The 13,553-nt window shown below is 64.5% G+C and carries 15 protein-coding genes and 1 tRNA gene; 12 read left to right on the top strand and 4 right to left on the bottom strand.

The features are described from left to right. Positions 1 to 356 precede the first annotated feature (356 nt). Positions 357 to 752 (top strand): hypothetical protein, encoded by a 396-nt coding sequence (locus ACE3P2_RS10890; protein WP_374264307.1) that lies wholly within the window; start codon positions 357 to 359, stop codon positions 750 to 752. On the opposite strand, the gene ACE3P2_RS10885 is transcribed toward ACE3P2_RS10890, so the two are convergent. Further along, positions 740 to 833, bottom strand: a tRNA-Ser gene (locus ACE3P2_RS10885). The two genes, ACE3P2_RS10890 and ACE3P2_RS10885, sit on opposite strands and share 13 nt — an antisense overlap. A 43-nt stretch (positions 834 to 876) precedes the next feature. Beyond that, on the bottom strand, positions 877 to 2,106 hold the full coding sequence (locus ACE3P2_RS10880; RefSeq protein ID WP_374264305.1) for an aspartate kinase: 1,230 nt from the start codon (positions 2,104 to 2,106) through the stop codon (positions 877 to 879). Between the two features lie 258 nt (positions 2,107 to 2,364). Between ACE3P2_RS10880 and ACE3P2_RS10875 the strand changes: the two genes are divergently transcribed. After that, the gene (locus ACE3P2_RS10875; protein ID WP_374264304.1) at positions 2,365 to 2,667 is read left to right on the top strand and encodes a helix-turn-helix domain-containing protein; all 303 of its coding nucleotides are present in this window, start codon (positions 2,365 to 2,367) and stop codon (positions 2,665 to 2,667) included. Positions 2,668 to 2,685: 18 nt separating this feature from the next. Here ACE3P2_RS10875 and ACE3P2_RS10870 read toward each other — a convergent pair whose 3' ends face one another. Then, positions 2,686 to 3,573, bottom strand: a complete 888-nt coding sequence (locus tag ACE3P2_RS10870; RefSeq protein WP_374264302.1) for a radical SAM protein — start codon at positions 3,571 to 3,573, stop codon at positions 2,686 to 2,688. Positions 3,574 to 3,655: 82 nt separating this feature from the next. Between ACE3P2_RS10870 and queD the strand changes: the two genes are divergently transcribed. Further along, complete coding sequence (gene queD / locus ACE3P2_RS10865) at positions 3,656 to 4,108, top strand: 6-carboxytetrahydropterin synthase QueD (protein ID WP_374264300.1); 453 nt, start codon at positions 3,656 to 3,658, stop codon at positions 4,106 to 4,108. 4 nt (positions 4,109 to 4,112) lie between these two features. Here the strand turns inward: queD and ACE3P2_RS10860 are convergent, their stop codons facing one another. Next, on the bottom strand, positions 4,113 to 4,814 hold the full coding sequence (locus ACE3P2_RS10860) for a fumarylacetoacetate hydrolase family protein (RefSeq protein WP_374264298.1): 702 nt from the start codon (positions 4,812 to 4,814) through the stop codon (positions 4,113 to 4,115). A gap of 155 nt (positions 4,815 to 4,969) precedes the next feature. Between ACE3P2_RS10860 and ACE3P2_RS10855 the strand changes: the two genes are divergently transcribed. The 9 genes from ACE3P2_RS10855 to ACE3P2_RS10815 all read left to right on the top strand — a co-directional run bounded on the left by ACE3P2_RS10855 (position 4,970) and on the right by ACE3P2_RS10815 (position 13,443). Then, positions 4,970 to 5,548 (top strand): DJ-1/PfpI family protein, encoded by a 579-nt coding sequence (locus tag ACE3P2_RS10855; protein ID WP_374264296.1) that lies wholly within the window; start codon positions 4,970 to 4,972, stop codon positions 5,546 to 5,548. Between the two features lie 78 nt (positions 5,549 to 5,626). After that, positions 5,627 to 5,983, top strand: coding sequence for a ribbon-helix-helix domain-containing protein (locus tag ACE3P2_RS10850; RefSeq protein ID WP_374264295.1), 357 nt, complete (start codon positions 5,627 to 5,629; stop codon positions 5,981 to 5,983). 38 nt (positions 5,984 to 6,021) lie between these two features. Beyond that, the gene (locus ACE3P2_RS10845; RefSeq protein ID WP_374264294.1) at positions 6,022 to 6,729 is read left to right on the top strand and encodes a glutathione binding-like protein; all 708 of its coding nucleotides are present in this window, start codon (positions 6,022 to 6,024) and stop codon (positions 6,727 to 6,729) included. Positions 6,730 to 6,846: 117 nt separating this feature from the next. After that, complete coding sequence (locus tag ACE3P2_RS10840) at positions 6,847 to 8,652, top strand: DEAD/DEAH box helicase (protein WP_374264292.1); 1,806 nt, start codon at positions 6,847 to 6,849, stop codon at positions 8,650 to 8,652. A 94-nt stretch (positions 8,653 to 8,746) separates the two neighbouring features. Then, positions 8,747 to 9,373 (top strand): DUF47 domain-containing protein, encoded by a 627-nt coding sequence (locus tag ACE3P2_RS10835; protein WP_374264290.1) that lies wholly within the window; start codon positions 8,747 to 8,749, stop codon positions 9,371 to 9,373. A gap of 8 nt (positions 9,374 to 9,381) precedes the next feature. Next, positions 9,382 to 10,389, top strand: coding sequence for an anion permease (locus ACE3P2_RS10830; RefSeq protein ID WP_374264288.1), 1,008 nt, complete (start codon positions 9,382 to 9,384; stop codon positions 10,387 to 10,389). Between the two features lie 85 nt (positions 10,390 to 10,474). Then, on the top strand, positions 10,475 to 10,714 hold the full coding sequence (locus ACE3P2_RS10825; protein ID WP_374264286.1) for a hypothetical protein: 240 nt from the start codon (positions 10,475 to 10,477) through the stop codon (positions 10,712 to 10,714). A gap of 209 nt (positions 10,715 to 10,923) precedes the next feature. Then, entirely contained in the window at positions 10,924 to 12,012 is a 1,089-nt protein-coding gene (locus tag ACE3P2_RS10820) for a DUF1615 domain-containing protein (RefSeq protein ID WP_374264284.1), read from the top strand. Positions 12,013 to 12,147: 135 nt separating this feature from the next. Continuing rightward, positions 12,148 to 13,443: an acetyl-CoA hydrolase/transferase family protein gene (locus ACE3P2_RS10815; RefSeq protein ID WP_374264282.1), complete on the top strand. Its 1,296-nt coding sequence runs from the start codon at positions 12,148 to 12,150 to the stop codon at positions 13,441 to 13,443. Positions 13,444 to 13,553: the final 110 nt, after the last annotated feature.

The following is a 13,553-nucleotide window of genomic DNA, read 5'->3' as shown; positions in this document are numbered from 1 at the left end:
GGACCACCCCGAACACCACGCCATGCGGGAGTGGTGCGGGGAGGACTTCGAGCCCGGACGCTTTGATTTGTATGAGGTGAATGAGCGCTTGGAGAGGCTGAAAGTCTGAGGCGTCAAGACGGGGCTGGGACGACGCTTACGCTCGACCTGGTCGCCGACCAAGTGGGACACCGATACGTCGAGCGCCTCGGCGTACCTGAACAGCGCATAGGCTGGCATCCGCCGGCCTTGTCGCAGATAGCGGTCAGTCTGATAAAACGAGACGCCCGAGAGCACAGAGAGCACAGAGAGCCGGTAGAGCGTGATCTTGCGGTCTGCCAGGACGTGAAAAACCCGCTCGGCCAGCGCGACGTAATGTGGTCGGGGCGATCACGGTGATGATCGGGAGCAACCCTTTCAAGCCTTGGGAGCCCCAGTACAATCGCAGCGAGGTGGCTCCCCTGCCGGCGCCATCAGCCGATACGCGAGAGTTGATCCAGGCTGCCCTGTGGGGACTGCGGCGGATCTATCGTTCGGGCTACGCCTACAAGAAGGCCGGGGTGATGCTGTCTGGACTGAAGCCTGTGCAGCGACGTCAGGGAAGCCTCTTGGTCGATCCAGAGCGCGAGCGAAAGTCGGCTGCCCTGATACGTCCAAAACCACCTAACCGAAGCCAGGATGCCATGGCATGCCAGATAACACACCGGCAAAACCTAAAAACAAAAAAGCCCTTGAAAAACAAGGGCTTCTTCGTGTTTCTTGGCGGAGAGTGAGGGATTCGAACCCTCGATGCAAGTTTTAGCTCGCATGCTCCCTTAGCAGGGGAGTGCCTTCGACCTCTCGGCCAACTCTCCGCAACAGCCAAGTATTATAGACAACACTTGGCGGTTAGTCAAATCAAGCGGGGGCTTGATCGAGGCCGAATGCGCGATGCAGCACGCGGACAGCCAGTTCGAGGTACTTTTCGTCGATGGCGACGGAAATCTTGATCTCGGAGGTGGAGATCATCTGGATGTTGATGCCCTCTTCCGCCAGGGTGCGGAACATGCGGGATGCGACACCCGGGTGCGAACGCATGCCGACACCGACGATGGAGACCTTCGCCATCGTGCGGTCTCCCTTGATCTCACGGGCGCCGATGTGAGCCTGCACACCTTCGAGTATCTTGATGGCCTTCTCGTAGTCGGGGCGATTGACGGTGAAGGAGAAATCGGTGGTGCCGTCATGGCCGACGTTCTGGATGATCATGTCGACATCCACATTGGCATCGGCGACCGGGCCGAGGATCTGATAGGCGATGCCCGGCTTGTCGGGAACGCCCAGCACGGTGATCTTGGCTTCGTCACGGTTGAAAGCGATGCCGGAGATGATCGGCTGTTCCATGTTCTTGTCTTCCTCAACGGTAATCAGGGTGCCCTCGCCTTCTTCCTGGAACGACGAGAGGACCCGCAGCTTGACTTTGTACTTGCCGGCGAACTCGACGGAGCGGATCTGCAGCACCTTGGAGCCGAGGCTGGCCATTTCCAGCATCTCTTCGAAGGTGATGGTGTCGAGTTTGCGCGCTTCTGGCACGACGCGCGGGTCGGTGGTGTAAACGCCGTCCACGTCGGTGTAGATCTGGCACTCGTCGGCCTTGATCGCGGCCGCCAGCGCCACGCCGGTGGTGTCGGAGCCGCCACGACCGAGGGTGGTGATGTTGCCACCTTCGTCGACGCCCTGGAAGCCGGCGACGACGACGACTGCGCCGGCATCGAGATCGCGGCGGATGTTGTCGCCGTCGATGTCGAGGATGCGCGCCTTGGTGAAGGCGTCGTCGGTGAGGATGCGCACCTGGCCACCGGTGTAGCTGCGAGCCTTGATGCCCATCTCCTCTAGGGCCATGCACAGCAGGCCGATGGTGACCTGCTCGCCGGTGGAGATCACCACGTCGAGTTCGCGGGGGCTGGGGTTCGGGCTGATTTCCTTGGCCAGGGCGATCAGGCGGTTGGTCTCGCCGCTCATCGCGGACAGGACGATCACCATCTGGTGGCCTTGGGCCTTGAACTTCGCGACCCGCTTGGCCACGTTCTTGATCCGCTCGGGGTTGCCGACGGAGGTGCCGCCATATTTCTGAACTATGAGCGCCATCTTGACTTCTAAGAAGATGAGGATTTGGAAACCCGTGATCTTAGCGGATAAAGCAAACTCTTGCAGCTTTAGCAGTTCGCCCCGATATGTGCACGACGTCACGGGAAGTTCGTGCGGTAAACCCTAACCCATCCAAATATAACGTTGTATGTGTTGCGAGTAGTGATCTATACTTTCCGACATATAACGAAAGTTATAGCAGACAACAGCCCTCCCGCTGTTAATAACGAACAGAGTCAAACCCTTGAGGAACATAAGATGAAAACCACCGAAAAAGTCGATGTCCGTGAGATCCGTCGCAAGCTTGGCATGAACCAGTCCCAGTTCTGGTCCAAGATCGGCGTGACGCAGAGTGGCGGTTCGCGCTATGAGAGCGGTCGCAACATTCCGCGCCCGGTGCAGGCCCTGCTCCGTCTGGTGCATATCGAGCAGGTCGACATCACCAAGATCAAGAAGGATGACGTGGAAGTCGTCGAATACCTCAAGGCGACCAACCCCGAACTCTTCAAGACCCTGAAGAAGGAAGCCCGCGCCAAGCGCAAGGAGCGCGTCGCGCACTGAATCGCCGACGATTCGCCCTCAGGGGTTGACGGTCACCGTCAATCCCCGGGGCGCGATGCTTTCCTGCACCCGACGGGCAATGGCTTCCATCTCGTCCGGCGTGAGCGGCTGCAGGTGTCTGGCTTCCGGCTGAAGTGAAGGCCGAGCCACGCCATACAGCAGCACCCCTTTCGGCAGCTGGCCGGCAGGGGTTTTCTGGGCGCACGTCAGTGCGTGATCCAGTGTATCCAGATAGCTCGTCACCTGTTCCTGCGATGGTAGTTCGCCATCCCAGCGGAACAGGCACGTCTGCACCCAGGTCGGGCACAGCGACGCGCACTGAGCCAGCCGACGGGCGTGGGCGAGCGGGTCGATGTCGATTCCGTTGATGCGCTGGATGTCGGCTCCTGTCCCTGCGTCGAGCTTGAACCACACCTCGCCACCGGCCTCGGCCAGTCGCGTCAGCGCGGTCTGCACGTAGGGGCGATCGATCAGGCTGCCGTTGGTGATGAGGCGAATCGGCACGTGGCCAAGCCCGGCGGCGTCGCGCAGGGCGACCACTCGCGCCACGATATCGGCAAAGGCCTTGCTGCTGGTCGGTTCGCCGTTACCCGAGAAAGCGATGTCGCGGATCACGCGTGCTTCGGGTGGCACGTGCTCGATCATGAACGTGCCGTGCACCAGTTCGTGCAGAAAATCGCCCAGTTCGGCTTCGAGCTGAGCCTGATCGATCTCCGGCGCCGCGCCGCGCACCAGTCCGGGAACCTGGCAGTAGGCGCAGTGCCAGTTGCAGGCACTGTTGGGATTCAGGTTGATACCCACCGACACGCCACCCGCGCGCCGCGACACCACCGGGTAAACATAGGTCAGATGGCTGAAGCTCCGGTTGTGGTCGGTGACCGTGAGCATCTGTCCGGTGCGGTTCATGCGGTTTATCCAGGTGCGAAAACGAGGCGCGTATAATACGGGACCTTTTTTCTCGGCCGGCGCTGCGCGTCCGGTTTTCGCCATGCAAATCACGCGCCGCCTGGAATTCGACGCCGGCCACCGCATTCCCGACCACGCGAGCCAGTGCCGACACCTGCACGGCCACCGCTATGCGCTGGAGATCACCCTGTCCGGCGACATCATCCGCGCGGACGGCATGTCGGCCAACGGCATGGTCGTCGATTTCGGCGAGGTCAAGGCAATCGCCAAGCGCCACGTGGTGGACGTGTGGGATCACGCGTTTCTCGCCTATCGGGGCGATACCGCGGTGGTGAGCTTCCTGCAGGGCATTCCCGGCCACAAGACGGTGCTCCTCGACGTCGTGCCGACCGCCGAGAACCTTGCCGTCGCCGCCTTTCGCATCCTCGATCCGCTCTATACCGGCGCGTTCCAGAACCACGTCCGCCTTGAGCAGGTGCGCATCTACGAAACCCCCAACTGCTGGGCCGACGCCCACCGCAGCGACCTGGCCTGAGGCCTCACGCCACCTGCAGCGTCAGGCGGCCCACGCCGTCGACGCCCGCCTCGATGCGTTCGCCCGGCATCACCGGCCCAACGCCCTCCGGCGTGCCGGTAAAGATCAGATCGCCCGGCGCGAGCGCGAACAGTTCGGATAGCCGGGACACGATCTCGGCCACCGACCAGATCATGTCCGCCAGATCGCCCCGCTGACGGGGCTCGCCGTTCACCTCGAGCCATACCGCGCCGCTTGCCGGGTGTCCGATGGCGCTGGCCGGCACCAGCGGCGAGATCGGCGCCGAATGGTCGAAGGCCTTGCCCGCTTCCCAGGGGTGTCCCTTCGCCTTGAGCGTCGCCTGCACGTCGCGGCGCGTCATGTCCAGACCGACACCATAGCTCCACACGTGGCGCAGGGCTTCGGGGACCGGAATGTCCGCCCCACCCTGGCCGATCGCCACCACCAGCTCCACCTCGTGATGAAAGTCGGCCGTACGGCCCGGATACGGCAGCATGGCCACCGAATCCGGCGTCACCGGCAGCACGGCATCGGCCGGCTTGCAGAAGAAAAATGGCGCCTCGCGGCTCGGATCGCTGCCCATCTCCCGCGCGTGGGCGGCGTAGTTGCGCCCCACGCAGAAAATCCGCCGCACCGGGAAACGCCCGGCGCCCTGTGCCACCGGCACGGTGACCGCCGCCGGCGGTGGAATCACAAAATCGTTCATCGTCGCTTTGCTTCCAAAAAATCCGAATCATGACCAAACCCGCCGGCGGCCGAAAGCCCCGCCGACGCGGTAACGGGCTACCACCCGGGCGGCGATTGCCGCAGCCACACTGTTCGCGTCGAATCCACCCCAAACGCGAACCAAGGAGACCAATCATGTCCAAGAAAATCCTGATGATCTGTGGCGACTTCTGCGAAGACTACGAAACCATGGTGCCCTTCCAGGCACTGCTCGCGGTCGGTCACACCGTTCATGCGGTGTGCCCCGACAAGAAGGCCGGCGACACCATCGCCACTGCGATCCACGACTTCGAAGGCAATCAGACCTACACCGAAAAACGCGGCCACAACTTCATCCTCAACGCCACCTTCGCCGACGTGGATGTCGAGCGCTACGACGCGCTGGTGATTCCGGGTGGGCGCGGGCCCGAATATCTGCGCATGTACCCCGAGGTGTTGGCCGTCGTGCGCCATTTCTTCGACGCGGACAAGCCCGTCGCCGCCATCTGCCACGGGGCCCAGCTTCTCGCCGGTGCCCGGGTGCTCCAAGGCCGCACCTGCTCCGCCTACCCCGCCTGCCGCGCTGAGGTGGAACTGGCTGGCGGCAGCTACGCCGACATCCCGGTGGATCAGGCCGTCACCGACCGCAACCTCGTCACCGCGCCGGCCTGGCCGGCCCACCCGGCCTGGATCGCCCAGTTCCTGACCGTACTCGGCACCACCATCCAGCACTGATTTCCGCCTCCGGCACAAGCGCCCCCGCAGCCCCTACAATGGCCTGGCGGGGGCTTCCCCGTTTGTGGAGCGCCACCGATGTGCCAGATCTTCATCAACGCCGATCCCGATCTCTACGCCACCCGCAGCCGCTCGATCCGCCTGCACGGCGTCGCTACCAGCCTGCGCCTGGAAAACCTGTTCTGGCAGGTGCTCGCCGAGATCGGCGGGCGCGACGGGCTCAGCGTGCCCCAGCTCCTCGGCCGGCTCTACGACGAACTGGAAGCCAGCGGCAGGCTCGACGACAGCACGAACTTCACGTCCTTCCTGCGGGTCTCCTGTCTGCGTTACCTGCAACTCCAGCTCGCAGGCCGAATTCCTGCCGATCCGCGCGTTCCCATCCGCGGCCTCGATCCGGCCTGGGTGCTGGCTGCCGAACGCCGGCCGTCCGCCTGACGCGTCCGGATCGAAAATCCACCCACGGGACCCCAATCATGATCGACCTCTACTACTGGACAACCCCCAACGGCCACAAGGTCACCCTCTTCCTCGAAGAAACCGGCCTGCCTTACACCGTTCACCCGATCAACATCGGTAAGGGGGAACAGTTTCAGCCCGAGTTCCTGCGCATTGCCCCCAACAATCGCATCCCCGCCATCGTCGACACCGCCCCGGCCGGCGGTGGCGAACCCATCTCGATCTTCGAATCCGGCGCGATCCTGCTCTACCTCGCCGAAAAGACCGGACGCTTCCTGCCCGCCGACCCGCGCGGTCGCGTCGATACCCTGCAATGGCTTTTCTGGCAGATGGGCGGCCTTGGCCCCATGGCTGGTCAGAACCATCATTTCACCCAGTACGCCCCCGAGCCGATCCCCTACGCCATCGACCGCTACGTCAAGGAAACCGCCCGCCTCTACGCCGTGCTCGACCGCCGCCTGGCCGACCGCCCGTTCATTGCCGGGGCCGATTACTCCATCGCCGACATGGCCTGTTACCCGTGGGTCGTTCCCCACGACAAGCAGCGCCAGAATCTCGCCGATTTTCCCAACGTCAGGCGCTGGTTCGACGCCATCGCCGCTCGTCCCGCCACCCAGCGCGCCTACGCGCTCGTCGCCCAGATCAACCCGGCACAGGGCACGCTGAGCTCCGAAGCACGCAAGAACCTGTTCGGTCAGGACGCCGCCACCGTCGCCCGCTCCTGACGTGCAGCAGGACGGCGGGGCGCGGTTCCGGTAAAATTAAGTGTTTTGCTGAAGCCGCCTTCTCGCTCCGGGCCCAAGACCGCTTCACCCTCCACCCGGCCCGCGCCCCGCACGCCCATGACCGCACCCATCGAACGCTTCGACCAGCTCGACCTCCAGGCGCCGATCCTCGCCGCCCTCGCCGAGATCGGCTACGAAACCCCCTCGCCCATTCAGGCCGCCTGTATCCCGCATCTGCTCGCCGGCCACGACATCCTGGGTGAAGCCCAGACCGGCACCGGCAAGACTGCCGCCTTCGCCCTCCCCGCCCTCGACCGGGTCGACCTCGCCCAGCGCAACCCGCAGGTGCTGGTCCTCGCCCCCACCCGCGAACTCGCCATCCAGGTCGCCGAGGCCTTCCAGCGCTACGCCAGCAAGATGCCCGGCTTCCACGTGCTGCCGATTTACGGTGGCCAGAGCATGGTCGTCCAGCTACGTCAGCTGCAACGCGGCGCGCACGTGGTCGTCGGCACGCCGGGTCGGGTCATGGACCACCTCGAACGCAAGAGCCTCAACCTCGACAACCTGACCACCCTGGTCCTCGACGAAGCCGACGAAATGCTGCGCATGGGCTTCATCGACGACGTGGAATGGATCCTCGAGCACACCCCTTCCGCCCGTCAGACCGCGCTGTTCTCGGCCACCATGCCGGACGCCATCCGCCGCGTCGCCCACCGCTACCTGCGCGATCCGAAGGAAGTGAAAATCAAGGCCGCGACGGCCACCGTCTCGACCATCAAGCAGCGTTTCCTGCAGATCGCCGGCCCCCACAAGCTCGACGCCCTCACCCGCATCCTCGAGGTCGAGGACGACTTCGACGCCGCCATCGTCTTCGTGCGCACCAAGACCGCCACCGTCGAACTGGCCGAAAAGCTCGAGGCCCGCGGCTACGCCGCTGCCTGCCTCAACGGCGACATGACCCAGCAGCTGCGCGAGCGCGTCATCGAGCAGCTCAAGAACGAAACCCTCGACATCGTCGTCGCCACCGATGTGGCTGCCCGCGGCATCGACGTGCCCCGCGTCAGCCACGTCATCAACTACGACATCCCCTACGACACCGAGGCCTACGTTCACCGCATCGGCCGTACTGGCCGCGCCGGCCGCGCCGGCAACGCGATCCTCTTCGTGGCCCCGCGTGAGAACCACCTGCTGCGCCAGATCGAGCGCGCCACCAAGCAGCCCATCGAACTCCTCAAGCTGCCCAGCCGCGAGGCCGTCGCCGACAAGCGCGTCGCCGCCTTCCGCCAGCAGGTCAGCGAAGTCCTGGAATCCGAAGACCTCAACTTCTTCCTGGATGTGATCGCCGGCATCGAACAGAAGCACGACGTGGACGTCCACGAGATTGCCGCCGCGCTCGCCTTCCTCGCCCAGAAGGATCGCCCCCTGCAGATGCCCGACAACGGCAAGCCCGACATCGCCCAGATCGCCGCCGGCAAGCCCGAGCTTCGCGCGCCGCGCGAGCCGCGCGAGAACCGCGGGCAGATCCTCGAGCGCCGCCGCGACTATGCCGAAGGCCGCCTCGCGCGTTACCGCATCGACGTGGGCCGCGAACACATGGCCAGCCCCAAGGACATCGTCGGCGCCATTGCCAACGAAGCCGGCATCGAAAGCCGCTTCATCGGCCAGATCAACCTGTTCGAGGACTACAGCACCGTCGAACTGCCCGCCGACCTGCCCGCCGACATCGTGCAGATCCTGCGTCGTGCACGGGTTCGTCAGCAGCCGCTCAACCTGCGCCTCGCCAGCCCCGAGGAAGCCAGCCGCGAGCGCGGCCGTCCCGGTCCGGGCGGACGTGGTGCGCCGCCGAAGAAGCCGTTCCGAAAAGAAGGCGGTTTCGACAAGCCGGCCGGCGGGTTCAAGGCGCCTCGCAAACCCAAGTTCTGACGCCGATCAAGTGCCGGACACACTTCGCTGCGTGAACGGCGCGGGGCTCTGTTAAAATTTCAAACTACATTCATTAATTTGAAACACAGAGCCCATGTTCGGACGCCTGCTGCCCCAAGAGGGGCGCTTTTTTGAACTCTTCAACAACCACGCCGAGCAAATCGTGCTCGGAGCCCAGGAGCTCGTCGCCCTGATGGACGACATCTCCAGCGCCGAAAAGCGCATCTCGTCCATCGAGACCATCGAGCAACTGGCCGACAAGATCACCCACGAGACCGTCGCCCAGGCTCACAAGAGCTTCATCACCCCGCTCGACCGCGACGAGATCCATGGCCTCATCAACGCCATGGACGACATCCTCGACACCATCCAGGACGTCGCCGAGTGCACCACCCTTTACCACATCCAGCGCATCACGCCGGAAGCCCAGCAACTGGCCAACGTCAGCCTCTCCTGTTGCTCCCGCGTGAAGATCGTCGTCGGCCTCATCTCCAACATGGACAACGCCGGCGCGATCCTGCAGACCTGCCAGGAGATCGACCGCCTCGAGACCGACGCCGACCGCATCATGCGCGGCGCCATGTCCAAGCTGTTCCGCGACGAGCGTGACGCCCTGCAGGTCATGAAGCTCAAGGCCATCTACGAGCAGCTCGAATCCATCACCGACCGCTGCGAGGACGTCGCCAAGATCGTCGAAGGCATCGTGCTGGAAAACGCCTGAGCATCGCCATGGAACCCGTACAGATCGGCTTCTGGGTCATTGCCGGGCTGGTGGTCGTCGCCCTCGTTTTTGACTTCATGAACGGCTTTCACGACGCGGCGAACGCCATTGCCACCGTCGTGTCCACCGGCGTGCTCAAGCCTCATCAGGCCGTGGCCTGGGCTGCCTTCTTCAACTTCGTCGCGCTCTTCATCTTCCAGCTCAAGGTGGCCAGCACGGTGGGCAAGGGCATCGTCGATCCCGGCATCGTCGACCACCATCTGGTATTCGGCGCGCTGCTCGGCGCCATCGCTTGGAACATCGTCACCTGGTACTACGGCATTCCGTCGAGCTCGTCCCATGCGCTCATCGGCGGCATCGTCGGTGCCGCGATCGCCAAGGCTGGCACCGAACCGTTGATCGGCGCGGGCATCGGCAAGACGGTCGCCTTCATCATCATCTCCCCGTTGTTCGGCTACGTCCTCGGCTCGCTGATCCTGGTCATCGTTGCCTGGATCTGCCGCAACAAGACCCAGCGTCGGGTGGACAAGTGGTTCCGGCGCCTGCAACTCGTTTCCGCCGCGCTCTACAGCCTCGGCCACGGCGGAAACGACGCGCAGAAGACGGTGGGCATCATCTGGATGCTGCTCATCGCTGCCGGCGTCACGCTGCCGGGCGAGCCCGTTCCGATGTGGGTCGTTGTGCTGTGCTACCTGGCGATCGGTCTCGGCACGCTGTTCGGCGGCTGGCGGATCGTCAAGACGATGGGCCAGCGCATCACCAAGCTCAAGCCGGTGGGGGGCTTCTGCGCCGAAACCGGCGGCGCGATCACCCTGTTCCTGGCCACCAGCCTGGGTATCCCGGTTTCCACCACCCACACCATCACCGGCGCCATCGTTGGGGTTGGCTCGGTGCGCCGCACCGCCGCGGTGCGCTGGGGGATCGCCGGCAGCATCGTCTGGGCCTGGATCCTCACCATTCCCTGCTCGGCGCTGATCGCGGCCGGGGGCTACTGGCTCGGTCGCGGGCTGTTCTGACCCGTCGGACCGCTTGACGCGCGAGGAGAGAAACCCGATCCTCGCGCCTCTCAGCTTCCGTCAGGTTTTCACGCCGCTTCCGTCGATGGCCACGCCTACTCTCAAGCAACAAAAGATCTTCGCCGCCGTACGCATCGTCGGCGGCTTTGCCGCCGCCCTCGTCCTGGGCTACTCCTTCGCCGTCAACGTGCTGGCCGGCAAGCCGGTCGAAGGCCCGTTGTTGCTCACCGGCGCCATGGCCTTTGTCGGCCTGGGTTACGCGGCCTACTACACGCGCAGCCTGAGTCGTCTTGCCGAAGCGGAAAAGTCCGCCGGCGAATCCTGAGGATGGGCGCCGTCGTTCGTCTGACAGCGCTGCTGGGCGGCGTGCTGATCGTCGCCGGTTGCGCCTCCACCGGTCCGGTTGAATCCCGCCCGTCGCCCAAGTTGCCATCCCCGCCCGGCGGCGGGGCGATACCTGCGCCGCCCCAGCCCGTGCCGGAAACGCCCCGACCCGTGGTGCCACCCACTGCACCGATGCCGGCGCCGCTCCCCGTGCCTACCCCCCAGGTGCCCGCCCCTGTCGCCGCCCGACCGGTCGTCGCACCTTATCCCGGCGAGCGCGAAGGCCGGGCGCTGGTGAGCCATTTCCTGCCACCTTACGCCAAGGACAAGGATGGCTGGGCCGCCGACATCTTCGGCGCGTTCGCGGCCCTGCGCATTGCGCCTACGCCGGACAACATTTGTGCCGCGGTTGCTGTCATCGAACAAGAATCCACCTTCCAGGCCGATCCCGTCGTGCCCGGCCTGTCGCAGATCGTCTGGAAGGAAATCGAGGCGCGCCGTGAGCGCATCCACCTGCCGCGCCTGCTCCTCGATGCCGCGCTGCTCAAATCCAGCCCGGACGGGCGCAGCTACAAGGCGCGCATCGACGCCCTGCGCACCGAGAAGCAGATGAACGCGCTGTTCGAAGACATGATCTCCGAATTGCCCAACGGCCAGTCGCTGCTCGGTGGTTACAACCCGGTCCGCACCGGCGGCCCGATGCAGGTCAGCGTCGCCTTCGCCGAGGAGCAGGTACGCGAGAAGCCCTACCCCTATCCGCGTCGCGACAGCATCCGCAACGAAGTCTTCACCCGCCGCGGCGGCGTTTACTTCGGCGTCGCGATCCTCCTCGACTACCCCGCGCCCTACTCCAAGATCCTCTACCGCTTCGCCGATTTCAACGCCGGCCGCTACAGCAGCCGTAACGCTGCCTTCCAGAATGCGGTGCGCCGCCTCAGTGGGCAGCCGCTGGCACTCGACGGCGATCTGCTGCGCTACGTGGACGGCAGCCCGGCCGCCGAGCCCAGTGCCACCCTCACGGCCCTGGGCAGCCTGACGGGCCGCCTCGCCATGTCTCGCGCGGAGCTCGTCCGCGACCTGCGCCTCGAAAAGACCGCGCAATTCGCCCAGACGCCGCTTTACGCCCGGGTGTTCGCCCAGGCCGACGCCGCCTTCGGCGCCCAGCCGCGGGAAACCATGCCCCAGATCGATCTCAAGAGTCCGAAGATCCAGCGCAAACTCACCACCGCCTGGTTCGCCGAACGGGTCGACGGCCGCCACCGGACCTGTCTCGGCCGGGATCGCAGCGCCCTGCCCTGATCGCCCCGCTGCCCCGCCGTTCCTTGACCCAGGCCAGATTCCGGCGTCCCCGTACCCTATACAATCGAGTACAAATCGCGGCATCGAGCCGTGGTTTAATATTTAGTTATAACGATTACCATGGGAGATAAACCGATGAACGTCCAGGCTCAATACGCCGCCAAGCGCGTAACTCCGGCCGAAGCCATTCGCAACGTCCATAACGGCGACACCATCGTCGTTCCGACCGGCGTGGCCGAGCCCCCCGCGCTGCTCACCGCCCTTTCCGAACACCGCCGCGACTTCCGCGACGTCAAGGTGTCCCAGATCCTGGCTGTCCGCAAGTTCGGCTACCTCGATCCGACCACCGCCGAGAACGTCCGCCACGTCGCCTACTTCTTCAGCGGTGCGACCCGACCCGGCTTCAAGGAGGGCGTGGGCGACTTCTATCCGAGCTATTTCTCGGAGATGCCTCAGCTCATCGAGCGCGGCCTGATGCCCGCCGAAGTGGTGTTCACCCAGGTTTCGCCGATGGACGAGCACGGTTACTTCTCCCTCGGCCTAGCCCCCGATTACACGATGGCCGCCATTGCCAAGGCCCGTGCCATCATCGTCGAGGTGAATCCCAACGTTCCGTTTGCCTTCGGCAACTGCCACATCCATATTTCCCAGGTCACCGCACTGGTCGAGAACGACGAGCCGGTGCTCGAAGTTGGCCTGCCGACCATCGGGCCCGTGCAGGAAGCCATCGGCAAGTACGTCGCCGACCTCATCGACGACGGCTCGACCCTGCAGATCGGCTATGGCGGCATTCCCGACGCCGTGGTGATGCAGCTCACTCACAAGCACGATCTGGGCATCCACACCGAAATGGTCGGCGACGGCATCCTGACCCTGCTCGAATCGGGCGCAGTCACCAACCGCCGCAAGAACTTCATGCCTGGCAAGATGGTCGCGACCTTCGCGCTCGGCTCGAAGCGCCTGTACAAGTTCCTGCACCGCAACCCGATGGTCGAGATGCATCCGGTCGATTTCACCAACGACCCGTACATCGCCGGTCAGAACGACAACCTGATGTGCATCAACGCCACGCTGGAGATCGACTTCCTGGGCCAGTGCGGCTCCGAGAGTCTCGGTCCGATCCCCTACTCTGGCACCGGTGGTCAGTCCGACTTCGTGCGCGCGGCCAACCGTTCGAAGGGGGGCAAGGCTTTCATCGTGCTGCCGTCGACCGCCAAGGACGGCACCATCTCGCGCATCGTTCCGACCCTGACTCCGGGCACCCATGTGTCCACCAGCAAGAACGACATCAACTACGTGGTGACCGAGTACGGCGTCGCGCAGCTGCGTGGCAAGACCGCCAAGCAACGTACCCAGGCCCTGATCGGCATCGCGCATCCGGATTTCCGTGCCCAGCTCACCGAGACCGCGAAGAAGATGAACCTGCTGTAAATCGGCTCCAGAGGGCCGCCACGGCGGCCCCATCTCGGCGCCATGATCTCGGCGCCATGGCCAGACGCCACAACGCCGCCCCGGTGCCTACCGGCGCGGCGTTGTCGTTA

The sequence above is a fragment of the Zoogloea sp. genome (assembly GCF_041911615.1).
Classification (GTDB): domain Bacteria; phylum Pseudomonadota; class Gammaproteobacteria; order Burkholderiales; family Rhodocyclaceae; genus Zoogloea.
This window is presented reverse-complemented; position numbering and strand designations above follow the sequence as displayed.

Coding starts and splice junctions, on each gene's coding strand:
- ACE3P2_RS10855 (WP_374264296.1), top strand. CDS start 4,970: ATGTCCAAGAAAATCCTGATGATCTGTGGCGACTTCTGCGAAGACTAC.
- ACE3P2_RS10835 (WP_374264290.1), top strand. CDS start 8,747: ATGTTCGGACGCCTGCTGCCCCAAGAGGGGCGCTTTTTTGAACTCTTC.
- queD (WP_374264300.1), top strand. CDS start 3,656: ATGCAAATCACGCGCCGCCTGGAATTCGACGCCGGCCACCGCATTCCC.
- ACE3P2_RS10830 (WP_374264288.1), top strand. CDS start 9,382: ATGGAACCCGTACAGATCGGCTTCTGGGTCATTGCCGGGCTGGTGGTC.
- ACE3P2_RS10840 (WP_374264292.1), top strand. CDS start 6,847: ATGACCGCACCCATCGAACGCTTCGACCAGCTCGACCTCCAGGCGCCG.
- ACE3P2_RS10875 (WP_374264304.1), top strand. CDS start 2,365: ATGAAAACCACCGAAAAAGTCGATGTCCGTGAGATCCGTCGCAAGCTT.
- ACE3P2_RS10850 (WP_374264295.1), top strand. CDS start 5,627: ATGTGCCAGATCTTCATCAACGCCGATCCCGATCTCTACGCCACCCGC.
- ACE3P2_RS10825 (WP_374264286.1), top strand. CDS start 10,475: ATGGCCACGCCTACTCTCAAGCAACAAAAGATCTTCGCCGCCGTACGC.
- ACE3P2_RS10880 (WP_374264305.1), bottom strand. CDS start 2,106: ATGGCGCTCATAGTTCAGAAATATGGCGGCACCTCCGTCGGCAACCCC.
- ACE3P2_RS10845 (WP_374264294.1), top strand. CDS start 6,022: ATGATCGACCTCTACTACTGGACAACCCCCAACGGCCACAAGGTCACC.
- ACE3P2_RS10860 (WP_374264298.1), bottom strand. CDS start 4,814: ATGAACGATTTTGTGATTCCACCGCCGGCGGCGGTCACCGTGCCGGTG.
- ACE3P2_RS10815 (WP_374264282.1), top strand. CDS start 12,148: ATGAACGTCCAGGCTCAATACGCCGCCAAGCGCGTAACTCCGGCCGAA.
- ACE3P2_RS10870 (WP_374264302.1), bottom strand. CDS start 3,573: ATGAACCGCACCGGACAGATGCTCACGGTCACCGACCACAACCGGAGC.